The following is a 22,198-nucleotide window of genomic DNA, read 5'->3' as shown; positions in this document are numbered from 1 at the left end:
CGGGAAAGCCGCCGGTTTATCCCGTTACGCGGCGGGCTCCGACGTAATGAGCGACGCGGTAGTCACGGTAAAGAGAATCGTAAGCAATGCCATAGGTGGTGGAGGCATGGATCATCTGTCCGTTTCCTGCATAGATACCGACATGAGAAATATTTACATAGTCTCCGGCGAAAAAGACGAGGTCGCCGGGAAGGAGCTCGGATTTACTGACGGGGATGCCGACAGTCGCCTGAACATCTGCCGTTCGGGGGAGCGTGATGCCGTGATAGGCAAAGACGTACTGCACAAAGCCCGAACAGTCGAATCCGGCTGGTGAAGAGCCGCCCCAGACATAGGGAACGCCGAGAAACTGCTGCGCCGTACGAAGTATGGCATCGTTCCCTTTTAAGTAGGAGCGGTGTTCGGCTTCCGGCATAGAGCGGTGGAGGAGAGCCTGATAGGAAAGTACTCCGACCAAGCCGTCGGCCGGCAGTTGATGGTCGATCTGGAACTGCCGGACGGCTTCCTGTGTCGCCGGGCCAAAATCCCCGTCAACGAGTACATCGTAGCCAGAACTGACCAGCGCCTGCTGAATGGCCAGAACTTCCGGCCCCGTATCGCCAAGGCGGAATGCGGCTGCGCTGCCGAAAGACGGCATGACAAGAAGACAGGCGGAAGCCAGAAGAGAAACGAGAAGTTTTTGCAAAAGGAACCCTCCCTTAGAAGATCAGATGGAAACATTTACCATTATATCATGGCGCGATTTGGACGGTCAACGAATGACTGTGTGGCAGCGGTGCGAGAAGGGGGCTTTCCATTCGTTGAAAATCGTTCTATAATAATATGGTATTGCGGATCCGGATGGATCAGGAAAAGGAGATTTTGGCTCGATGCAGAGAAATGAACTTTGCTGGTGTGGCAGCGGCAGAAAATATAAGAAATGCCACGAGGATTTTGATGAACGTCTTAATGAAATGAAATTTGATGTATTCAGGGGGCAGGTGCGTCCTCCAAAAAAAATCATCAATAATGAACAGGATATCGAGGGGATCCGGGCGGCTGGTGTCATCAATGACGGGGCACTCGATCTGGCCGGTTCCATGGTTCGGGAAGGGGCCGATACTGCTTCGATTGATCAGGCTGTTCATGATTACATTGTCGAGCGGGGCGGATATCCTTCCTGTTTGAATTATGAAGGGTTCCCCAAGAGCTGCTGTATTTCCATCAATGAGGTAGTCTGTCATGGAATTCCTTCGCCCAAAACCATATTGAAGGAGGGTGATATTCTCAATGTGGATATCACAACGACGTTTCATGGATATTATGCAGACGCTTCGCGGATGTTCATTGTGGGGCATGCTTCACCGGAAGCCGAGCGGCTGGTGCGCGTGACGAAAGAGTGCATGGAACTGGGCATTGCGGCGGCAAAGCCATGGCATTTTCTCGGGGATGTCAGCGCCGCTTGCGGAAATCATGCGCATGAAAATGGCTATTCTGTCGTTACCGACCTTGGCGGGCACGGCGTTGGCAAAGATTTTCACATGGAGCCGTTTGTTATGCATGAGGGAGAGCCGGAAACCGGGATGCTGCTGGTTCCCGGGATGGTGTTGACGGTCGAGCCGATGATCAATATGGGCAAGCGGCGCGTCGTTGTCGATTCGAAAGACAACTGGACGGTGCGCACCAAAGATAAGAGCCTGTCCGCTCAATGGGAAAAAACGATTCTCATTACAGAGACAGGGACGGAGGTACTTTCGTCGTAATGACTACATTTAAAGAACTGGGCAGTTCGGAACCGATCTGCCGTGTGCTGCGCGGCAGGGGGATTTCGGAAGCGACCCCTGTACAGGAGCAGGCTATACCGGTGGTGCGGTCGGGAAGGGACGCCGTCGTGCAGGCGCAGACTGGTACGGGAAAAACACTGGCGTTTTTGCTGCCGATCCTTGAGAAGATCAAGCCTCAGGCGGAAGTCGCTCAGGCACTGATTGTGACGCCGACCCGCGAGCTGGCTGTTCAGATTGCAAAGGTAGCGGCAGTGATCGGCGATGCCGTGGGAATCCGTTCGCTGGTTCTTTTCGGCGGGCAGGATATCGAACGGCAAAAACAAAAGCTGCATCGTCATCCGCAGTTGATTATCGGAACGCCGGGGCGTCTGCTGGATCATCTTCGCCGGCATACGCTGGATTTGTCTCAAGTAAACAAAATTGTCCTGGATGAAGCAGATGAAATGATGCGTCTCGGCTTTATTGAGGATGTTGAAGCACTGCTGCGGACAGCGGCTGCAGACCGGCAGCTCATGCTGTTTTCGGCGACGATGCCAGATCGCATTCGGGCTTTGTCCGTCAGGTATATGACGGATCCCGTGCAGGTTGAAGTCCGAAGTGAGCATGTAACGCTGGATGCGATTGAACAGGTTATTCTGGATACGACGGAAGAGCAGAAAATCGATCAGCTTTGTGCGTGTATCAATCAGGATAACCCGTATTTGGCCATGGTATTCTGCCATACCAAACAGCGTGTGCACATGGTGACGATGGCACTGGCAGCACGCGGCTATCTGGTGGATGAGCTTCACGGCGATCTGTCGCAGGTCCAGCGCGCGCTGGTGTTGAGGCGTTTCCGCAAAGCGGAGCTGCAGATCCTCTGCGCGACGGATATTGCGGCCCGCGGACTGGACATTGAAGGCGTAACGCATGTTTTTAATTACGATATTCCGCACGACGCGGAGAGCTATATTCACCGAATCGGGCGCACGGGCCGGGCTGGACAACATGGTAAAGCGATAACCTTTGTCAATGCCAGACAATACGATTTTCTTCGCCGGATTGAGTCCGGCATCCGGAGCCGTATTCGCAAAGAGCATTCTGAACGGCATCGCCGCCACAAAGAAAAGCAGGAAAAAATTCTGCAGGAGATTCGCGAGAAGCGTCAGGCGAAAAAAAAGAAGAACAAGCCGTTGTCTAAATATGCGAATCGGAAGGGTTCTTCCCATCGCGGCCGCAATGACAGAAGCCGGCGGGTTCGCAGTGGAAAGCGGCCCGGAAATCGCGGCGGAAGACGCTGAGGAAAAAGGAATAAGGTCATTGAAGGGCGCTGGACAGCAGCGCCTATCTTTTTTACGTTTATAATTTGTCGAAAATTTTATAAAAGTTCATCAACGAAAGCAGGATTTTTAGGAAAAAGAGCGAAACTAAGCAATGTAACAAACACAAAGGGGGAGATTCCATGATCGGTATCAAAAATGTCATTGCCATCGTCTGCGGCGGTGGTCCGGCGCCAGGCATCAACAGTGTGATTTCCGGCATTGTCAACGAGGCGACACGTCATGGATGGGATGTGCTTGGCATCTATGATGGTTTTTCCCGCATAGCACGCGGCGAGAAAAACTATATCCGTCTTGAGCCGAAAAACATCAGCCGGATTCATCTGACCGGAGGATGTATTCTGAAGATGTCGCGCTTTAATCCGACAAAAAAGGAATCCGATTTGCGTACGGTTGTGGAAACACTGACGGAATTGGGGGTTACGCATCTCGTTACGATTGGCGGGGACGATACGGCGTACAGCTCGGCGGCGGTTTCGGATTATGCCCGCAGGATGGGCCGCACGATTAATGTCGTGCATGTGCCTAAGACGATCGACAACGATCTTCCGCTGCCGGAGGGGGTACCGACATTCGGCTTTGAGACGGCCCGGGCCTTTGCCACGACAGAGATTGAGAATCTTATGGAAGATGCCCGCACAACAAACAACCGGTGGTACTTTACCATTGCCATGGGACGGACCGCCGGGCATTTGGCGCTGGGCATGGGGCGCAGCGCGGGAGCGGCACTTACTGTGATTCCGGAAGAATTTCCGGAGGATAAAATTCCGCTGCAGCAGGTCGTGGATATTATCACCGGCTCGATCGTCAAGCGGTATCTGACCGGGAAAAATTACGGCGTGGCGGTTATTGCCGAGGGCGTTATCGAAAAAATTGCACCGGAGGATTTCAAAAAGCTCGGTACGGTTGTAACGGATGAACACGGTCATATCCGTTACAGTGAACTGGATTTTGGTGAGATTCTCAAGCAGGCTGTACTGGCTGAAGTCAAAAAACTCGGCATTAAGCTGTCCGTAATCGATAAGGAGATCGGTTATGAGCTTCGCTGCACGGCACCAATTGCCTATGACATTGATTATGCGCGTTCGCTTGGTTATTCTGCCGTCAAGTTCCTTATGAGCGGGGACAGCGGAGCGCTGATTACGATTCAGGATAACAAGGCTGTACCCATGCGTTTCGAGGACATCAAAGATCCCGCAACCGGCAAGACCATGGTTCGCAAGGTCAATACCCATTCCATTCATTATAAGATCGCCCGAGGCCTGATGATGCGTCTGGAACGGGAGGATTTGGAAGATCCGGGACTGGCCAATGCGTACCGCATGGAACCGCAGGCGTTCAAGGAACGGTATCAGTATCTTTTCGATGATCCGGAAGAACTGGCTGCATCGGCGAATACCGAAAAAAAATAAATCGAATTTCACAATGCCTTCTTTTGAACAGATCCCTCTATGGAGCCGGGAGGTTTCGGCCTGATGCAGGGGATGGTTCAGCGGAAGGCATTTATTTGTGTTTGCGGGGAATATTTTATAGAAAAAGGGGTTGACGTATGTCTGGAGATGCTTTATAATAATTTCTTGTCAGCCAGTGATGTGATGATACCGCAATTCATCTGCCGAGGCTGATGCTTACATCGCGGGGTGGAGCAGTCGGTAGCTCGTCGGGCTCATAACCCGAAGGTCACAGGTTCAAGTCCTGTCCCCGCAACCAAATGAATGTTACTTTTTTCTGATATATGGGCAGGTGCCCGAGTGGTTAAAGGGAACAGACTGTAAATCTGTCATCTTCGGATTACGATGGTTCGAATCCATCCCTGCCCACCACTTAATGAATATCGCGGGATGGAGCAGTCGGTAGCTCGTCGGGCTCATAACCCGAAGGTCACAGGTTCAAGTCCTGTTCCCGCAACCAAATGTCGGAACGCTGATATAGCTCAGTCGGTAGAGCGTATCCTTGGTAAGGATAAGGTCACCAGTTCAATCCTGGTTATCAGCTCCATATATACGGCGGCATAGCTCAGTTGGCTAGAGCATGCGGTTCATACCCGCAGTGTCCGGAGTTCAAATCTCTGTGCCGCCACCAATTTTGTCCGATGGACCCCTGAAAAGGGGTTTTCTTTATGTACAATGTCCGAATAAATTTCTTCTTGTCAAGGTTTCCTTGTTGACAGGCAACGGCAAGTGTGCTAAATTGTATTAGTGACATTGTGAAAAAGTCATAGTTTCTGAGCGTAAGGGGTGTAAACAAGAGATGCGCAACAATATCACGTTGGAGTGCACGGAGTGCCATAGCCGCAACTACCGCACCAACAAGAACAAAAAGAACAACCCGGATCGTCTGGAGTTCAATAAGTACTGCAAGTTCTGCAAGAAACACACGCTGCACAAAGAGACGAAATGATCGCTTTTGCGGTTTGAACGGAGATGTGAAGTAACTGTGAAGAAATTCATAGACGAAGTAATCGCCGAAATGAAAAAAGTATCCTGGGCGACCAGGAAAGAGCTGGTTAATTATACCATCGTTGTCGGCATTGCCGTTGCGATTGTCTGTGCTCTGATCTGGGTCTGTGATACGATCTTTGCAAGATTGTTCCACATCATTTTAAGGTAAGCAGGTGGGATAAGCATGGCAGAAAAAGACGAGATGGATCTGCGTCAGGACAATCCTGGCAGAGCCTGGTATGTGATTCATACCTATTCAGGTTATGAAAATAAGGTCAAGGCTAATCTAGAACGTCTGATTCATACGGCCAACATGGAAAACATGATTTTCAATGTCGTCGTCCCTGTGGAAGATGAGGTTGAGATCAAGGACGGCAAGAAAAAAGTCGTTCCGCGGAAGGTTTTTCCGGGCTATGTGCTGGTCGATATGATCGTCGATGAACATTCCTGGTATGTGGTGCGGAATACCACTGGCGTCACGGGGTTTGTCGGTTCCGAAAAGCATCCGATACCGCTTACTGATGCTGAAGCAAAACGTATCTTGAAGTCCATGGGCGAAGAAGAGCTGAAACCCGCGCTGGATGTTTCCATCGGGGATGTAGTTCGCATCAACTCGGGCGTTTTCGAGAACTATACGGGTGCTGTTTCTGAGATCGATCAGGAAAAAGCGCGGCTCAAGGTTCTGGTTGAGGAAACCCCGATTGACCTTGGCTTTGATCAGGTGGATAAAGTCTGAGACAAGGCCATAGAGAATCCATTTTAGGGAGGTGTAAATATCATGGCAAAGAAAGTTTCCAAGATTGTCAAGCTCCAGGTTGTTGCTGGCAAGGCGAATCCGGCTCCTCCGGTAGGTCCTGCACTGGGCCAGGCAGGTGTCAACATCATGGGCTTCTGCAAGGAGTTCAATGAGAGAACCAAATCTCAGGCAGGTCTGATTATCCCGGTTGAGATTACGGTTTTTGAGGATAGATCCTTTACGTTCATCACGAAGACTCCGCCGGCTGCTGTTCTGCTTAAGAAAGCAGCGAAGATTGAGAAGGCTTCTGGTGAGCCGAACAAGAACAAGGTAGCAAAACTGCCGCGGGCTGAAGCAATGAAAATTGCAGAGAGCAAGATGAAGGACCTCAACGCTGCTGACATCGAGGCGGCTACCCGCATGATTGAGGGTACGGCTCGCAGCATGGGGATCGAAATCGTTGACTGACCGAAAGGTCGGCGCGGTTTCATCCCGTGGGAGGATTTTTACCGTTATTACCACGAGAGGAGAAACTTACAATGGCTAAAGCTGGTAAGAAATATCAGGACGCTTGCAAGCTGGTTGAAGCTGGCAAGGTCTATACGGCTGCTGAGGCTATGGAACTCGTCAAGAAGACGGCGACGAAAAAGTTTGATGAAACGATCGAGCTGCATGTCCGTCTCGGCGTAGATCCGAAATATGCTGATCAGCAGGTTCGCGGCGCTATTGTCCTGCCGCATGGCACGGGCAAATCCAAGCGTGTCCTCGTCTTTGCAAAAGGCGAGAAAGTCAAGGAGGCAGAAGCTGCTGGTGCAGACTTCGTCGGCTCCGATGAAATCGTCCAAAAGATTCAGGGTGGCTGGCTTGATTTTGATGTCGCTGTCGCTACTCCGGATATGATGGGCACAGTCGGTCGTCTTGGTAAGGTCCTCGGCCCCCGCGGCCTCATGCCGAACCCGAAGCTGGGCACGGTTACGATGGATCTCACGAAGGCAATTTCCGAGATTAAAGCAGGTAAAGTCGAGTACCGTACCGATAAGGCTGGTAATATACACTGCCCGATCGGCAAGGCATCTTTCGACGCTGAGAAGCTTCAGCAGAACTTCCAGGCCCTGATTGATACACTGAACCGTGTAAAACCGGCTGCTGCCAAAGGCCAGTATATGCGCTCTGTTACGGTAAGCGCTACGATGGGCCCTGGCATTCCGGTTCAGGTCGGCTGAGCTGCCCTGACAGGTTCCACGAGGCTCCGGTCTCAACAACTGTATAACGATGGCTGTAGACAGCAGGCTTGATTTATCATCTAACGGCATATTTGCCGCCTGCCGAGGCCGGAGCACACTGAATTCGAATATTCAACCTCCGGCGGATGCAGCCGGAGGTTTTTTGCTGACTGCCTGAGTAAATCGTCCTCGCTTGAGGATGAGGCGTTTCAGGGATCTCGCAGGAGAAGCAAATTTACAGGCTTTAAAATCATAAAAGACAGGAGGTGTATTTCAACAATGGCAGATTTGACAAAAAAACAGGCAATCGTTGCTGAGCTTAAGGATCAGCTGACGAATGCCAAGGGTGTAGTTCTGACCGGGTATAAAGGACTGACCGTTGCTCAGGACACGGAGCTCCGCCGTGAGCTGCGTGAAGCGGGAGTAACGTATCATGTCGTCAAGAACACGATGCTCCGTCTGGCCGCTAAGGAGGCTGGCATCGAGGGCTTTGACGAACATTTGGAAGGAACTACGGCATTTGCGTTCTCGACAGAAGATGCAGTGGCACCGGCCAAGGTGATCTGCGGCTTCATCAAGAAAAATAAACTGGATGAGAACGAGGTGCTGACCGTCAAGGTCGGTACGGTAGAAGGCAAGGTCATTGGTGTTGACGAAGTCAAGGCTTTGGCTGCACTGCCTTCCCGCGAAGAACTGGTCGCCAAGATGCTGGGCAGCATGAACGCTCCGATTTCCAATACGGTCAACGTTCTTCAGGGAGTTATCCGCAACGCTGTTTATGTGCTTGACGCTATCCGCGCACAGAAGGAATCCGCTTGATCTGCGGTTCCGTTCTACTGCATGAAAATGAATTCAATCAAAATTTTGGAGGTATATTCAAATGACTAAAGAAGAAATCATGGAAGCCATTGAAAACATGACTGTCCTCGAGCTGTCTGAGCTCGTAAAAGCTATGGAAGAGAAGTTCGGCGTCAGCGCAGCTGCTCCGGTTGCTGTTGCTGCTGCTGGTGGTGCTGCCGGCGGCGCTGCTGCTGAGGAGAAATCTGAGTTTACGGTTATGCTGACGGCTGCCGGTGACAAGAAGATCAATGTCATCAAGGCTGTCCGCGAGGCTACGGGTCTGGGCCTGAAAGAGGCAAAGGCTCTCGTTGATGGCGCTCCGGCTGCTGTTAAAGAGAACATTGCCAAGGCTGATGCTGAAGCACTCAAGGCTAAGCTCGAAGAGGCTGGCGCTTCTGTTGAACTGAAGTAATTTCGGCTCATCATATGGGAAAAAGAATCATCTTTCGGGGTGATTCTTTTTTTTGTCAAGAATTTATCCGGGCTAAAGGGCGTAGTCGAACTTTATGCTTGACATAGAGAAATAAGCGTGCTAAACTAAGAAACTACAGGAAAATGAATAGGGATAACTATGCGCAAGCGGAAAGGAACTGGAAGCAAGGTGTAAACGAATCGCATACCTTGTTTTTTTTCTTGTTCCTGTATTCCGTTATTCTTTGTGTGGTCAGAATCCCGTCATTTTAAGATCATTCTAGTAAAATCAGGCTAAGGGGTGAAGGATTTGTTATTTAATCCTGTGCCGGTGGGCAAAAGAACCAGGTATAGCTATGCCAGGATCAAGGAAGTCATGGAAATGCCGCATCTGCTGGACATTCAGCGGAACAGCTATAAGTGGTTCCTTGATGAAGGTTTGCAGGAAATCTTCAATGACATTTCGCCGATCAAGGATTTTTCCGAGAATCTGGTGTTATCGTTTGAAAGCTTCTCTCTCGGTGAGCCGAAATATGCGCTCGATGAGTGTAAAGAACGTGATGTGACCTATGCAGCACCGATTCGCGTCAATGTTCGCCTTATCAATCGCGAAACCGGTGAAATCAAGGAGCAGGAAGTATTCATGGGAGATTTCCCGCTCATGACGGATACGGGCACGTTCATCATCAATGGTGCGGAACGTGTTATTGTCAGCCAGCTGGTACGTTCACCGGGCGCTTATTACGGCGAGGAAATCGATCCGACCGGCAAGCATCTGTACAATGCGACAGTCATCCCGAACCGCGGAGCCTGGATTGAGCTGGAAACCGATACGAATGATGTGGTTTCCGTTCGTATTGACCGTACGCGTAAGATGCCGGTCACCTATTTTATTCGTGCACTTGGCTTTGCGAGCGACGAAGAGATTATCGATCTCTTTGGCGAAGATCCCCGTATCATGAATACGCTGGAGCGCGACGGCGAAGAGGTCAAGTCTCAGGGAAAAGCGGTCATTGAGATCTACAAGCGTCTCCGTCCGGGCGAGCCGGCTAACGAAGACAATGCCATGCAGCTTTTGAATTCGCTGTTTTTTGATCCCAAACGCTATGATCTGGCGACGGTCGGCCGCTATAAGCTGACCAAAAAGCTGGGCTGGAAGCGCCGCATTCTGGGAAAGGTTCTGGCTGAGCCGGTGGTAGATAAAGAAACCGGTGAAATCGTGATCCCGGACGGTGTCGTCGTCACGGAAGACATGCTGGATCCAATCGATGCAGAGCGTGAAAAGCAGCTTTTCGGTGAAGACAACTTGATTCAGCTCTATCTTCTTCAGAAAAACGGAAGCAGGCTGAAACTTCTTTGCTCGCCGACTTTGGATATTCATGACCGCACGATCACCAGAAACGATATTATTGCCTCGATCAATTACCTGCTCAACCTGATGGACGGCGTGGGCAGTACGGATGATATTGACCATCTTGGCAACCGTCGTGTGCGGGCTGTCGGTGAGTTGCTGCAAAACCAGTTCCGTATCGGTCTTTCGCGTATGGAGCGTGTAGTACGTGAGCGAATGACGATTCAGGATGTGGATGTTATTACGCCGCAGGCGCTGATTAATATTCGCCCGGTGGTTGCAGCCATTAAAGAATTCTTTGGTTCCTCCCAGCTGTCGCAGTTTATGGATCAGCATAATCCGCTGTCTGAACTTACGCATAAACGCCGTCTCTCGGCTCTCGGACCGGGCGGACTGTCCCGTGAACGCGCCGGGTTTGAGGTGCGCGATGTTCATAATTCGCATTACGGCCGCATGTGCCCGGTAGAATCGCCGGAAGGACCGAACATCGGCTTGATCGGTTCTTTGGCTACGTATGCTCGGGTGAATCAGTTCGGCTTTATGGAAACGCCGTATCGCCGTGTGGATAAGGAAACCCATAAGGTAACGGATGAGGTTCGTTATCTGACGGCTGACGAAGAGGATGAGCTGGTCATTGCGCAGGCGAATGAACCGCTGGATGAGAACGAATGGTTTATCAACGAACGTGTAACGGCGCGGTATAACGAAGAGACGGGTCTGCATAACCGGGATACGGTAGACTACATGGACGTAAGCCCGCGTCAGGTATTCTCCATCGCGACGGCTATGATTCCCTTCCTTGAGAACGATGACGCCAACCGCGCACTCATGGGCGCAAATATGCAGCGTCAGGCTGTTCCGCTCCTTCGCACTCAGGCACCGCTGGTCGGCACTGGTATGGAATATAAGGCCGCCTGCGATTCCGGTGTCATGATTCTTGCCAAGCATGCAGGTACTGTAGAGCATGTTACGGCGGATTTCATCGATGTGCGCCGCAAAGACGGTGAACTTGACCATTATAAACTGCAGAAGTTCCTGCGTTCCAATCAGGGAACCTGCATCAATCAGGTGCCGATTGTATATAAGGGCGATGAAGTGGTTGAAAATCAGCCGATTGCTGACGGCCCGGCTACCGACCATGGCGAGCTGGCACTCGGCTACAATATCATTGTGGCCTACATGCCATGGGAAGGCTATAACTATGAGGATGCGGTCCTTCTGTCGGAAAACCTCGTAAAGCGTGATCTTTATACGTCGATCCATATCGAGGAGTATGAGTGCGATGCCCGTGATACAAAGCTCGGGCCGGAGGAAATTACTCGTGATATTCCGAATGTCGCGGAAGATGCGCTGAAAGATCTGGATGAAGAGGGTATCATTTCGATTGGCGCTGATGTGCGTCCGGGAGATATTCTGGTCGGAAAAGTAACGCCGAAAGGTGAGACGGAGCTTACGGCAGAAGAACGGCTGCTCCGCGCCATCTTCGGTGAGAAGGCGCGTGAGGTTCGCGATACCTCCCTGCGCGTTCCGCATGGAGAACAGGGAAAGATCGTCGATGTCAAGATTTTCAGCCGCGAAAATAATGATGAACTTCCGCCGGGCGTCAATCGTCTTGTACGCGTCTATATTGCACAGAAGCGCAAGATTTCCGTCGGAGATAAAATGGCTGGCCGTCATGGAAATAAAGGCGTTGTCTCCCGTATCATGCGTCAGGAGGATATGCCGTTCCTGCCGGATGGCACGCCGGTTGATCTGGTGCTGAATCCTTTGGGCGTTCCTTCCCGAATGAACATCGGACAGGTATTGGAAGTTCATTTGGGTATGGCGGTCAAAGTGCTTGGACAGCAGATCAAGGACGGAGACCCGACTGTAGAGCAGCGTCTGCGCGATGCCGGCTATGACTTTGATAAATATGGAATGCCGAAACCGGATAAGGCTGGTATCCATATTGCAACGCCGGTTTTTGACGGCGCAAATGATGATGATGTATGGGGAACTGTCAAAGCGGCCGGTCTTCCTTCCGATGGTAAGACGGTTCTTTACGACGGACGTACGGGCGAGCCGTTTGAAAATCGTGTAACGGTAGGATGCACCTACTTCCTGAAGTTGCATCATCTGGTTGCGGATAAGATTCACGCCCGTTCGACCGGACCGTACTCGCTGGTCACGCAGCAGCCGCTCGGCGGTAAGGCGCAGTTCGGCGGACAGCGTTTCGGCGAGATGGAAGTCTGGGCTTTGGAAGCCTATGGTGCGGCGTATACGCTGCAGGAGATCCTGACGGTCAAGTCCGACGATGTCGTCGGCCGTGTCAAGGCGTATGAGGCGATCGTCAAAGGAGAAAATATTCCTGAACCGGGAGTGCCGGAATCTTTTAAGGTTCTTATCAAAGAACTGCAGTCCATTGGCTTGGATATCAAAGTTCTCAATGAAGATGCCAAGGAGATTTCTCTGCTCGATGAGGATGATGAAGATATTAATGAGACGGCCAGAAAGCTGGATCTGGATGTTACTGGTGTTGATCCGAACAAGGACGGCGCCGCAACGCCAAAATCGGCTGATACGGATCATTATAATGACGGAGCGCCGTCTGATGACGATAAGCCGGATGACATCATTGCGGACATCGGCAGCATGGGTTCGATGGAGGGCCCGGATGCAGACCATGCGGATGATGGTGAGGATGAGGAATAAGAGGGGAGTGTCATCTCTTTGCTGGATGTAAATAATTTCGATTCGATGCGCATCGGCTTGGCTTCTCCGGACAAGATCCGTGAGTGGTCTTATGGTGAAGTCAAGAAGCCGGAAACCATCAATTACCGTACATTGAAGCCGGAACGTGACGGACTCTTCTGTGAGCGTATTTTCGGTCCGACCCGCGATTGGGAATGTCATTGCGGAAAATATAAGCGGATCCGCTATAAGGGGATCATCTGTGACCGCTGCGGTGTTGAAGTCACCCGTGCCAAAGTTCGCCGTGAACGTATGGGACATATCGAACTGGCAGCTCCGGTATCTCATATCTGGTATTTCAAGGGGATTCCGAGCCGCATGGGATTGATTTTGGATATCTCGCCGCGCGCATTGGAAAAAGTATTATATTTCGCTTATTATATCGTACTGGATCCGGGCGATAATACAGACTTAACGAAGAAAAGCCTCCTGTCGGAAAAAGAGTATCATGATGCACTTGAAAAGTATGGCAATACCTTCCGTGTAGGGATGGGGGCTGAAGCGATCAAAGAGCTTTTGGAGGAACTGGATCTGGACCGCATGAGCGAAACGCTTCGCAAGGAAGTGCGGACGACCTCCGGCCAGAAAAAGATTCGTGCCATCCGGCGGCTCGAGGTAGTCGAGGCATTTCGCAAGTCGGGAAATAAGCCGTCCTGGATGATTCTGGACGTTGTCCCGGTTATTCCGCCCGAACTGCGTCCAATGGTGCAGCTTGATGGCGGCCGTTTCGCGACATCGGATCTCAACGATCTGTATCGCCGCGTCATTAACCGCAATAATCGCCTTAAGCGCCTGCTGGATCTCGGCGCACCGGACATCATCGTGCGCAATGAAAAGCGCATGCTGCAGGAAGCGGTGGATGCTCTGATTGATAACGGCCGCCGCGGCCGTCCGGTCACAGGCCCGGGCAATCGCCCGCTCAAGTCTCTTTCGGATATGCTGAAGGGGAAACAGGGGCGTTTCCGTCAAAACCTTCTGGGCAAGCGTGTAGACTATTCCGGGCGTTCGGTTATCGTTGTAGGGCCGGAGCTTAAGCTGCATCAATGCGGCCTGCCAAAAGAAATGGCTCTGGAACTTTTCAAGCCGTTTGTCATGAAAAAGCTGGTTTCCTCGGGCGCTGCGCATAATATTAAATCCGCTAAGCGTATGGTTGAGCGGGCGCGTCCGGAGGTCTGGGATGTTCTGGAGGATGTCATCAAGGAGCACCCCGTTTTGCTGAACCGTGCGCCGACGCTGCATCGTCTTGGTATTCAGGCGTTTGAGCCGGTTCTTACAGAGGGTCGCGCCTTGAAGCTGCATCCGCTGGCTTGTACGGCATATAATGCGGATTTCGACGGAGACCAGATGGCGATCCATCTGCCGCTCTCGGCAGAGGCTCAGACGGAGGCCCGTATTCTGATGCTGGCCGCCAACCATATTCTGGCTCCGAAAGACGGTAAACCGATCATTGTTCCGACGCAGGATATGGTGCTTGGATCGTATTATCTGACGATCCTTCGCCCCGGTGCCAAAGGCGAGGGCAAGGCTGTTACCGGTATTGCGGAAGCTTTGCTGGCTTATCAGCAGCATACCCTTGACCTGCAGGCGGAGATCCAGTGCCGTATCGAGGGATACGGTCTGGTCAAGACTTCGCTGGGGCGGATGATTTTTAACGAGATTCTGCCGCAGGAGCTTCGGTATTATTACAAGGATAAGGACAGCGACCAGTGGAGTCTGGGCATCCTTATGAACAAGAAGGAACTGGGCAAGCTGGTTGCGAACTGCTACAATCATTTTGGTGCGACAAAGACGGCGGAGGTTATCGATGCCGTGAAGAATCTGGGCTATCATTATGCCTGCCTTGCCGGCATGACGGTAGCGATTTCCGATGTTATCGTGCCGCCCAAGAAAAAGACGATCATTGCCGATACGCAAAAGGTCGTCAATAAGGTTGAGCGCCAGTTTGATCGCGGTCTTATCACAGAGGAAGAGCGTTATAACAAGGTAATCAAGCTCTGGTCGAAGGCGACAGATGATGTTGCTGATGCCATGATGGACAACATGGATGCGTTCAATCCGATCTTCATGATGGCAGACTCTGGCGCCCGCGGTAATAAGCAGCAGATGCGTCAGCTGGCCGGTATGCGCGGCCTGATGGCGGATCCGTCCGGTAAGATCATCGATCTGCCGATTACGGCGAACTTCCGCGAAGGCCTTTCGGTATCCGATTACTTTATCTCTTCTCATGGCGCCCGCAAGGGATTGGCAGATACAGCGCTGCGTACGGCTGACTCGGGGTATCTGACCCGTCGTCTGGTCGATGTCGCGCAGGATGTCATCGTTCGTGAGGAAGACTGTGATATTTCTACACTGAATCTGGTTCAGGCCCGTGCGCGTTTGGCTGAATCCACGCTCGATGCGCTGGAGATCCTCAATGACAGCCTGCTTGGACGTCTGCTCGGTGCGGATGTCATTGATCCGGAAACGAAGGAGATTGTGTATCCGAAGGATACGATTCTCGGCGAAGAGGAACTTCAGGTCATCGGCGAAAAGAATATCCGCGAAATCATGGTGCGCGGCTCCTCGCTGGCTTCTGAGGCAGCGATCAGCAACGCGATGATTACAGAAGCTATTTCGCTTGGCGAACCGGATGCAGAAGCCCGCGCGAAGATCAAAGATTCGATGATTCATGAAATGAGCGGCAAGGAAGTAACCCGCGATGTAGTGGATTCGGAAGGACAGATTATCCTTCATGCCGGCGATCATCTCTCGGAAGAGGGGATTGATGCGATTCTTTCCTGCGATGCCAAGGAACTCCGTGTCCGCAACAACAATGTTCGCGGCATTGAGGTCGAAGCAATCAAGGAAGGCGATGGTGTCATCGAGTCGTTGGCCGAACGTATTGTTGGCCGTGTTCTGGCCGAAAATATCGACGATCCCGAGACGGGTGAGCGCATCGCCTCGATTAATGATACGGTCAATGAAGATCTGGCTAAGCGTATTGAAAAGGTGCGCGACCGCGTCTCCATCCGCAGCGTACTGACCTGCAAATCGCAGTTTGGCGTCTGCATCAAATGCTATGGCCGGGATCTTGCCAATCAGGCAGAGGTCGAAATCGGTGAAGCTGTTGGTATCATTGCGGCGCAGTCCATTGGTGAGCCTGGTACGCAGCTTACGATGCGTACCTTCCATTCCGGCGGTGTTGCGGGCGATGACATCACACAGGGTCTCCCGCGTGTCGAGGAGCTTTTCGAAGCCCGGAAACCGAAGCATCATGCCATCATTGCTGAGATTGAGGGTCGTGCAGAGATCGAAGATACAGGCAAGGGCATGCGCAAGGTAACGATCGTTCCGGATGAAGGGGAAGCGCGCGAATATGCGATTCCTTATGGCGCTCGTATGGCAGCCAAACAAGGTATGCATTTGAAGCCGGGAGACAAGCTTACCGAAGGCTCCATTAACCCGCATGATATCCTGAGGGTCTGTGGTCTGCAGGCTACGCAGCGTTATCTGGTTTATGAGGTTCAGAAGGTTTATAAATCGCAGGGTGTTGAAATCAACGATAAGCATATTGAAGTCATGGTCCGGCAGATGCTTCACAAAGTGAAGATCGAGGAGTCCGGCAGTACGGATTTCCTGCCCGGCGAATACATCGATATTAATTCTTTTGAGGGAGCCAATACAAAGGCTATCGAAGAAGGCGGTGAGCCGGCTGTGGCCAAACCGATCCTTCTCGGTATCACCAAAGCATCGCTGGCTACGGATTCCTTTATGTCCGCAGCATCGTTCCAGGAGACCACGCGTGTTCTCACGGATGCTGCCATCAAAGGAAAGGTCGATCCGCTGATCGGACTTAAGGAGAATGTCATTATCGGCAAGCTGATTCCTGCTGGTACAGGCATGAGCCGTTATCGCAATCTCAAAATTGTTGACAACGACCCGAAACCAGAGCTGGTTCCGGATCCCGATAGTTCTTCGGATGAACCTGAAACGGAGACAACCGGCGCCTGATCGGTGCCGTAGAAAAGCCTTCCCTCTCTTGGGAAGGCTTTTCTTTATATGTGAGATAAGGGGAGGCAACAATATGGAAGAAGCATGCAACCATGATTGCAGTTCGTGTGGAACAACCTGCGGCGCGGATACGCGTCAGCCGCACGACTTGCATGAAGCGCCTAATGAACTCAGTGATATCCGGCATGTTATTGCTGTGGTCAGTGGAAAAGGCGGCGTGGGCAAATCTCTGGTAACAGGATTGCTTTCTGTGGCAATGAGCCGTAAGGGATGCCATGTCGGTATTATGGATGCAGACATCACAGGACCGTCTGTTCCGAAGATGTTCGGCGTCAGGGGAGAAGTGCGCGGCGATCAGGCCGGAGCTTATCCGGTTACTACGGCCGGCGGCATCGATATCGTCAGTATGAATCTTCTCTTGGAGAACAGTACGGATCCGGTGGTATGGCGCGGGCCGATTATCAGCGGCGTAGTCAAGCAGTTCTGGCAGGATTTTATCTGGCAGGATGTGGATTACATGTTTGTGGACATGCCGCCCGGAACGGGAGATGTGCCTTTGACGGTTATGCAGTCGATCCGTTTGGATGGGATTATCATTGTTACGAGTCCGCAGGAGCTGGTTTCCATGATTGTGGAAAAAGCGGTGAAGATGGCAGAGGGGATGAAGATTCCGATTCTCGGACTGGTCGAGAATATGAGCTACTTTGAGTGTCCGGATTGCGGCAAGCGGCACGAGATTTACGGCAAGAGCCATATTCAGGAAATTGCCAGTCAGTACGGACTGGATATTCTTGGACGCATTCCTATTCTTCCCGCTTTGGCGGCTGAGTGCGATGCGGGTCAAATTGAGACAACGGAAGGGAAATGGCTGGACGAGGCAGCAGATAAGCTGCTCAGGCTTGACCAAAACCGATAAAAGCTGGCAACAAAGGCCGGTCAGGTTTTTTATCCTGACCGGCCTTTGTTCATTAGAAAAGAACGTATCGATCTGACCAAAACGGGGAAGATTAAAGCGACTGACGGAACTTTCGGGGCGAACAATGGAACAGCTCACGGAACGCGCGGGAAAAGGTGGAATAGTCGGAGAAACCGACTTCTGCGGCGATCCGTGAGATTGGCATATCGGTGCGGAGCATATCGCGAGCCATGAGCAGACGTTTGCTGCGGATGTATTGATGGATTCCATATCCCGTATCTGCCTTGAATTTTCTCATGAGATAAAATTTGCTGATATAGACATGCGCAGCCAAAGCGTCGATACTCAGGGGTTCGGAGAGATGATGATGGATATATGTCAGAACATCCTGGATCTTCGGATCAAATGAGGCGTTTTTCAGTCCGGCCAGTTCATGTTCAAGAATCAGCCGGTTTACGAGGATCATGAATTCGATAAAAAGCAGCTCCGTATAAAGTTTATTCGCAAATCCGCTGGCATGTGCGGTCTGTTCCAATTTATCCATGTGAAAGAGAAGATCGTGACTGGTATCAGGAGTCTGATGCATGACCGCCGCTGTTTTTTTCGCCTGACAGAAACAAGCGGCAAGGTCATTGTGTTCCGGATCCTGAGCCTGACAGCGTGCGAGAAAATCTGGTGCGACGTAAATCACGATCCGCTCATAGGGAGAGGAAGAGGAGTGGAAGACTGGGCGATGAATTTCGCCTGCTGAAACGAAAATGATATCGCGCGGAATCAGCTGATAGGTTTTTCCTTCAATCACATAGTCGGCGCTGCCATCCAGAAACAGGATGATTTTATGAAAATCATGATAGTGGAACGGGATGGAAGTCAGTGCCGTATCCCGTAAGCGGAACACGCGGAAATTGCTGAACAGGTAGCCCTTTTTTTGGTAACGGTCCATTCTATCACTTACTTTCTCTAAGATTTCTTTTAGTTTACTACATTTTTTCCCATATTAAAAGCATAATTTGCTGTTTTATTGCAAATAAAACCTTGCTATAATGAAGCAAGTGAATAAAGAAAAGCGCTTGCATGGCGAGAGACAGAGAAAGGCCGGTGAATGAAATGATGGTGCTTCACAGCTATCGGATAGCGGGACGGGAGATTCTTGTTTTCGACGGGACAAAGGGATATATGCCAGGGGCTGCAGCCATTCGGCTGTTGGCCGGACGAAAGGGGGTCGGAGCCGATCGCATCATTGTTTATACGGGGACAAAGGAGATCCCATCTTTCCGTGTTTTTGCTGCGGATGGCGGGGAGCAGACGATGACGGCGGAAGATTATCGCGTTCTTTCGCGCAGCCGGGCAGACTTTGAGCTTCATGTGACGGATTTCTTTGTCGGGCTGATGCGTGAGGCAGATGCACGGTTTGCCGCTGCTGCCTGCTGATGTTGAGAGAATTTGTTTTTTGACTTTTTGTCATTTCTGTCGTATACTATATCCATACGTTAGCACTCATGGAGATGGAGTGCTAATACAAATCAAGAATGGTGAAAAAGAGAGGCAGATTGAAATGGCAAAAGAAACGCATGAATTTCAAGCTGAGACAAAGCAGCTTTTAGACCTGATGATTCATTCCATTTATACGAATCATGAGATCTTTTTGCGGGAACTGATATCGAATGCATCAGATGCAATCGATAAAGTGCATTTTGCAAGTTTGACGAATCGCGATATTCTCGAAGGGGACGATTCCTTCGAGATTTTCCTGCAGCCGGATCCTGAGGCGCATACGCTGACGATTTCCGATAATGGTATCGGCATGAGCCGTCAGGAGGTCATCGAGAACATTGGCACGATTGCCAAATCCGGTACCAAGGCGTTTATGGAACAGCTGAAAAAGGCGAAGGAAGCCAGTGAAAAGGGAGAAGCCGGCTCAGAGGATAAAGATCTGATCGGACAGTTCGGCGTAGGCTTCTATTCGGCGTTCATGGTGGCGGATAAAGTGACCATTGAAACGCGGAAGGCCGGCGAGACTCAGGCGACGCGCTGGGAATCGACGGGGGACGGATCTTATACGATCGAGGACGGCAGTCGGGAGAAGCGCGGTACCAGCATCACGATGACTCTGGGCAAAGAGTTTTATGGCGACGCGTCGGAAGAGAATTATACGGATACGTATAAGCTGGAACGCCTGGTCAAAAAATATTCGGATTACGTCCGCTATCCGATTCGTATGACCTTTGAGTGGGAAGAAACGCCCCGGGATAAAGACGGCAAAGAGATTGAAGGAGCGGAGAAGGAAAAGAAGAGTGAAGTCCGTACGCTGAATTCCATGCAGCCGCTTTGGACGAGGAATAAGTCAGAGATTAAGGAAGAGGAGTATACGGAATTCTTTAAGAATCAGTTCCATGAATGGGAAAAGCCGATGGAGGTTTTCCATACGCATGCGGAAGGTTCGGTTGAATATACTGCACTGCTCTGCATTCCTTCCCGCGCACCGTTTAACCTTTATCATACGGATTATGAACCGGGGGTGCAGCTCTATTCCCGCCATGTGTTCATTATGGATAAATGCAAGGATCTTTTGCCGGATTATCTGCGTTTTGTGAAAGGACTGGTGGATTCTCCGGATCTGTCGCTGAATATTTCCCGCGAACTGTTGCAGCAAAGCCGCGAGCTGAAGGTCATTGGCAAGGCATTGGAGAAAAACATCCTGAAGGCCCTGTCCCGCAAGATGAAAAACAAGCGCGAAGATTACGAGGCGTTTTGGAATGAGTTTGGCAAATCGCTGAAAATCGGCGTTTATAACAGCATGTATTCGGGCAGCGATACCATGGATAAATTAAAGGATCTGCTCCTGTTCCTGAGTTCAAAGGACGGCAAGCTTGTTTCGCTGAAGGAATATACGGAACGGATGCCTGAGAGTCAGAAGAAGATCTATTATGCAACAGCGAAGGATAAAGAAACGATCGAGCACCTGCCGCAGATGGAAACGCTGCGCGACAAAGGACTGGAAGTGCTGTATCTGCTGGATCCAGTTGACGAGTTTTGTATTGAAACGCTGCGTGAATATGATGGGAAGCCGTTCCATTCCATCAGCCGCGGCGATCTGGATCTCGAGGATGCGGAAAGTCAGGAAGTCAAGAAAGAGACCGAAGATATTCAGAAGAAAAATGATGCGCTGATGAAGGATATCAAGGAAGTCCTGGGAGACAAGGTGGCCGATGTCAAGGTGTCGGCCCGCCTGAAATCCAGTGCGGTATGTCTCGTGGCGGATGAAGCCGGTCCGTCGCTGTCGATGGAACAGACCTTTGCTGAGATGGATAATCCGCTCTTTAAGGCAAAGCGCATATTGGAAATCAATCCGCATCATGCGTTGTTCTCGCGTTTGCAGGATCTGCATCATGCGGGCAAGGATAACAAGGAATTTAAGGATTATTGTGATCTGCTTTATACGCAGGCCTTGCTGATTGAGGGAATTCTTCCGGAAAATCCAGTGGAGTTTGCCAACAAGATTGCCGGACTCATGGCCAGATAAAAGGAATCCAAGTCAGGGACGTTTTAGATTTCCGCTGGCTTTGGTTGAATGGATCCGATGATGTATCCTGTAAAACCTGCTTCTTTTACAGAAGCAGGTTTTTTGTTGGATAGCGGCGAATACATACTACTGAGCAATCACGGAATAACGATACAGAATGAAAGGTATGTTCAATTGGAGGGATCACAATGGAAAGACAGCCGGATATGGAGATGTTTGATTGTGTCATTCGTCAGCTGCAGGATGTCGATGATGTTCTGCTGATGGAGGGGCATAATAAGTCGCATAAAAAGGTCAGTGATGCGCTGGATTTGCTGAACTGGGCGGAAGATATGCTGCCGTCCATGGCACTGCACTGCATGGCAACGCGGCACAGTACGCGCCGTTTTAAGCAGGAGCCGGTCGATGTGGAAAAGCTTCGTCAGGTCATCGAGGCCGGGCGGCAGGCGCCGAGTGGCAAGAATAAGCAGCAGAATCATTTCCTTGTTGTTCGGGACCCGGATGTGCTGGACACATTGGCTCGTCTGGTGCGTGAGGAATTTGCCGGGATGGAGATTACCGATGAGAACAGTGAAGATATCGGCAATGCCATTCGTCTCTCAAAGAAAGGGACTTATGTTTTTCATTATCATGCGCCGACGCTTATCATTGTAGCCAACAAGCGTGGTTATGGCAATCGCTATGCAGACACGGCCTGTGCCATTGAAAACATGATGCTGGCGGCCAATGCGCTGGATCTTGGCTCCTGCTGGATTAATCAGCTGCGCTGGCTCAAGGATAATCCGGTCCTTTTGGATTACCTCTGTGAACTGGGGATGCAGGAGGATGAGCAGGTATTCGGCTCTTTGAGCCTTGGTTATCCGGATACAGAAGACGGACTGCCCAATCGAAAGATTTTGCCGATACGGGGCAATGAGGTGACTTACATCGGTTGAACATGCTCTGAAACATATGA

At 51.0% G+C, this 22,198-nt stretch carries 18 protein-coding genes, 5 tRNA genes and 1 other annotated feature; of the genes, 21 read left to right on the top strand and 2 right to left on the bottom strand.

Translation table 11 applies throughout. The annotated features are described in order from the left end of the window. Positions 1–16: 16 nt before the first annotated feature. Positions 17–685: a C40 family peptidase gene (locus FYJ78_RS02030; RefSeq protein ID WP_154619722.1), complete on the bottom strand. Its 669-nt coding sequence runs from the start codon at positions 683–685 to the stop codon at positions 17–19. Positions 686–869: 184 nt separating this feature from the next. Here FYJ78_RS02030 and map point away from each other — a divergent pair, with 184 nt between their 5' ends. The 18 genes from map (at position 870) to FYJ78_RS01940 (ending at position 17,720) form a co-directional block, all read left to right on the top strand. Continuing rightward, entirely contained in the window at positions 870–1,742 is an 873-nt protein-coding gene (gene map, locus FYJ78_RS02025) for a type I methionyl aminopeptidase (RefSeq protein ID WP_154619721.1), read from the top strand. Next, positions 1,742–3,043 carry a DEAD/DEAH box helicase gene (locus FYJ78_RS02020; RefSeq protein ID WP_154619720.1) on the top strand — a complete coding sequence of 434 codons (1,302 nt, stop codon included), beginning with the start codon at positions 1,742–1,744 and terminating at the stop codon, positions 3,041–3,043. Before map ends, FYJ78_RS02020 begins: the two co-directional genes overlap by 1 nt. A 161-nt stretch (positions 3,044–3,204) precedes the next feature. Continuing rightward, positions 3,205–4,494, top strand: coding sequence for a diphosphate--fructose-6-phosphate 1-phosphotransferase (pfp, locus tag FYJ78_RS02015; RefSeq protein ID WP_154619719.1), 1,290 nt, complete (start codon positions 3,205–3,207; stop codon positions 4,492–4,494). 222 nt (positions 4,495–4,716) lie between these two features. After that, a tRNA-Met gene (locus FYJ78_RS02010) sits at positions 4,717–4,792 on the top strand. 27 nt (positions 4,793–4,819) lie between these two features. Beyond that, a tRNA-Tyr gene (locus tag FYJ78_RS02005) sits at positions 4,820–4,905 on the top strand. Positions 4,906–4,917: 12 nt separating this feature from the next. Next, positions 4,918–4,993, top strand: a tRNA-Met gene (locus tag FYJ78_RS02000). An 11-nt stretch (positions 4,994–5,004) separates the two neighbouring features. Next, a tRNA-Thr gene (locus tag FYJ78_RS01995) sits at positions 5,005–5,080 on the top strand. Between the two features lie 7 nt (positions 5,081–5,087). Beyond that, positions 5,088–5,164 (top strand) — tRNA-Met (locus FYJ78_RS01990). 168 nt (positions 5,165–5,332) lie between these two features. Beyond that, positions 5,333–5,482 (top strand): 50S ribosomal protein L33, encoded by a 150-nt coding sequence (rpmG, locus tag FYJ78_RS01985; protein ID WP_075431109.1) that lies wholly within the window; start codon positions 5,333–5,335, stop codon positions 5,480–5,482. A 36-nt stretch (positions 5,483–5,518) separates the two neighbouring features. Beyond that, positions 5,519–5,692 carry a preprotein translocase subunit SecE gene (gene secE / locus FYJ78_RS01980; RefSeq protein WP_328597612.1) on the top strand — a complete coding sequence of 58 codons (174 nt, stop codon included), beginning with the start codon at positions 5,519–5,521 and terminating at the stop codon, positions 5,690–5,692. Positions 5,693–5,707: 15 nt separating this feature from the next. After that, positions 5,708–6,259, top strand: a complete 552-nt coding sequence (gene nusG / locus FYJ78_RS01975) for a transcription termination/antitermination protein NusG (RefSeq protein ID WP_154619717.1) — start codon at positions 5,708–5,710, stop codon at positions 6,257–6,259. 42 nt (positions 6,260–6,301) lie between these two features. Then, positions 6,302–6,727 carry a 50S ribosomal protein L11 gene (gene rplK, locus FYJ78_RS01970; protein WP_154619716.1) on the top strand — a complete coding sequence of 142 codons (426 nt, stop codon included), beginning with the start codon at positions 6,302–6,304 and terminating at the stop codon, positions 6,725–6,727. A gap of 71 nt (positions 6,728–6,798) precedes the next feature. Then, positions 6,799–7,482: a 50S ribosomal protein L1 gene (rplA, locus tag FYJ78_RS01965; protein ID WP_154619715.1), complete on the top strand. Its 684-nt coding sequence runs from the start codon at positions 6,799–6,801 to the stop codon at positions 7,480–7,482. A 35-nt stretch (positions 7,483–7,517) separates the two neighbouring features. Continuing rightward, positions 7,518–7,656, top strand: a sequence feature (ribosomal protein L10 leader region). 105 nt (positions 7,657–7,761) lie between these two features. Continuing rightward, entirely contained in the window at positions 7,762–8,301 is a 540-nt protein-coding gene (rplJ, locus tag FYJ78_RS01960; protein ID WP_154619714.1) for a 50S ribosomal protein L10, read from the top strand. Between the two features lie 61 nt (positions 8,302–8,362). Then, positions 8,363–8,734, top strand: coding sequence for a 50S ribosomal protein L7/L12 (gene rplL, locus FYJ78_RS01955; protein ID WP_154619713.1), 372 nt, complete (start codon positions 8,363–8,365; stop codon positions 8,732–8,734). A gap of 309 nt (positions 8,735–9,043) precedes the next feature. Further along, positions 9,044–12,775 (top strand): DNA-directed RNA polymerase subunit beta, encoded by a 3,732-nt coding sequence (gene rpoB, locus FYJ78_RS01950; protein ID WP_154619712.1) that lies wholly within the window; start codon positions 9,044–9,046, stop codon positions 12,773–12,775. A gap of 18 nt (positions 12,776–12,793) precedes the next feature. After that, complete coding sequence (gene rpoC / locus FYJ78_RS01945) at positions 12,794–16,804, top strand: DNA-directed RNA polymerase subunit beta' (protein WP_154619711.1); 4,011 nt, start codon at positions 12,794–12,796, stop codon at positions 16,802–16,804. A 73-nt stretch (positions 16,805–16,877) separates the two neighbouring features. Further along, a complete protein-coding gene (locus FYJ78_RS01940; RefSeq protein WP_154619710.1) occupies positions 16,878–17,720 on the top strand; it encodes an Mrp/NBP35 family ATP-binding protein in 843 nt (280 codons plus the stop codon). A 91-nt stretch (positions 17,721–17,811) separates the two neighbouring features. On the opposite strand, the gene FYJ78_RS01935 is transcribed toward FYJ78_RS01940, so the two are convergent. Further along, positions 17,812–18,663, bottom strand: coding sequence for an AraC family transcriptional regulator (locus FYJ78_RS01935; protein WP_154619709.1), 852 nt, complete (start codon positions 18,661–18,663; stop codon positions 17,812–17,814). 131 nt (positions 18,664–18,794) lie between these two features. On the opposite strand from FYJ78_RS01935, the gene FYJ78_RS01930 reads away from it, so the two are divergent. From FYJ78_RS01930 to FYJ78_RS01920, 3 genes are all read left to right on the top strand, one after another. Beyond that, the gene (locus tag FYJ78_RS01930; protein WP_235899765.1) at positions 18,795–19,151 is read left to right on the top strand and encodes a diaminopimelate epimerase; all 357 of its coding nucleotides are present in this window, start codon (positions 18,795–18,797) and stop codon (positions 19,149–19,151) included. A gap of 124 nt (positions 19,152–19,275) precedes the next feature. Further along, positions 19,276–21,243 carry a molecular chaperone HtpG gene (htpG, locus tag FYJ78_RS01925; protein WP_154619708.1) on the top strand — a complete coding sequence of 656 codons (1,968 nt, stop codon included), beginning with the start codon at positions 19,276–19,278 and terminating at the stop codon, positions 21,241–21,243. 188 nt (positions 21,244–21,431) lie between these two features. Then, the gene (locus FYJ78_RS01920; RefSeq protein WP_235899763.1) at positions 21,432–22,178 is read left to right on the top strand and encodes a nitroreductase; all 747 of its coding nucleotides are present in this window, start codon (positions 21,432–21,434) and stop codon (positions 22,176–22,178) included. The last annotated feature ends 20 nt before the right edge of the window (positions 22,179–22,198 follow it).

The sequence above is a fragment of the Wylensekiella montiformis genome, assembly GCF_009697385.1.
Classification (GTDB): Bacteria; Bacillota; Negativicutes; order Selenomonadales; family Selenomonadaceae; genus Selenomonas_A; species Selenomonas_A montiformis.
Note: the sequence above shows the minus strand (reverse complement) of the source record. Positions and strands in the feature narration are given on the sequence as shown.

Coding starts and splice junctions, on each gene's coding strand:
- map (WP_154619721.1), top strand. CDS start 870: ATGCAGAGAAATGAACTTTGCTGGTGTGGCAGCGGCAGAAAATATAAG.
- FYJ78_RS02020 (WP_154619720.1), top strand. CDS start 1,742: ATGACTACATTTAAAGAACTGGGCAGTTCGGAACCGATCTGCCGTGTG.
- pfp (WP_154619719.1), top strand. CDS start 3,205: ATGATCGGTATCAAAAATGTCATTGCCATCGTCTGCGGCGGTGGTCCG.
- rpmG (WP_075431109.1), top strand. CDS start 5,333: ATGCGCAACAATATCACGTTGGAGTGCACGGAGTGCCATAGCCGCAAC.
- nusG (WP_154619717.1), top strand. CDS start 5,708: ATGGCAGAAAAAGACGAGATGGATCTGCGTCAGGACAATCCTGGCAGA.
- rplK (WP_154619716.1), top strand. CDS start 6,302: ATGGCAAAGAAAGTTTCCAAGATTGTCAAGCTCCAGGTTGTTGCTGGC.
- rplA (WP_154619715.1), top strand. CDS start 6,799: ATGGCTAAAGCTGGTAAGAAATATCAGGACGCTTGCAAGCTGGTTGAA.
- rplJ (WP_154619714.1), top strand. CDS start 7,762: ATGGCAGATTTGACAAAAAAACAGGCAATCGTTGCTGAGCTTAAGGAT.
- rplL (WP_154619713.1), top strand. CDS start 8,363: ATGACTAAAGAAGAAATCATGGAAGCCATTGAAAACATGACTGTCCTC.
- FYJ78_RS01940 (WP_154619710.1), top strand. CDS start 16,878: ATGGAAGAAGCATGCAACCATGATTGCAGTTCGTGTGGAACAACCTGC.
- FYJ78_RS01935 (WP_154619709.1), bottom strand. CDS start 18,663: ATGGACCGTTACCAAAAAAAGGGCTACCTGTTCAGCAATTTCCGCGTG.
- FYJ78_RS01930 (WP_235899765.1), top strand. CDS start 18,795: ATGGCGAGAGACAGAGAAAGGCCGGTGAATGAAATGATGGTGCTTCAC.
- htpG (WP_154619708.1), top strand. CDS start 19,276: ATGGCAAAAGAAACGCATGAATTTCAAGCTGAGACAAAGCAGCTTTTA.
- FYJ78_RS01920 (WP_235899763.1), top strand. CDS start 21,432: ATGGAAAGACAGCCGGATATGGAGATGTTTGATTGTGTCATTCGTCAG.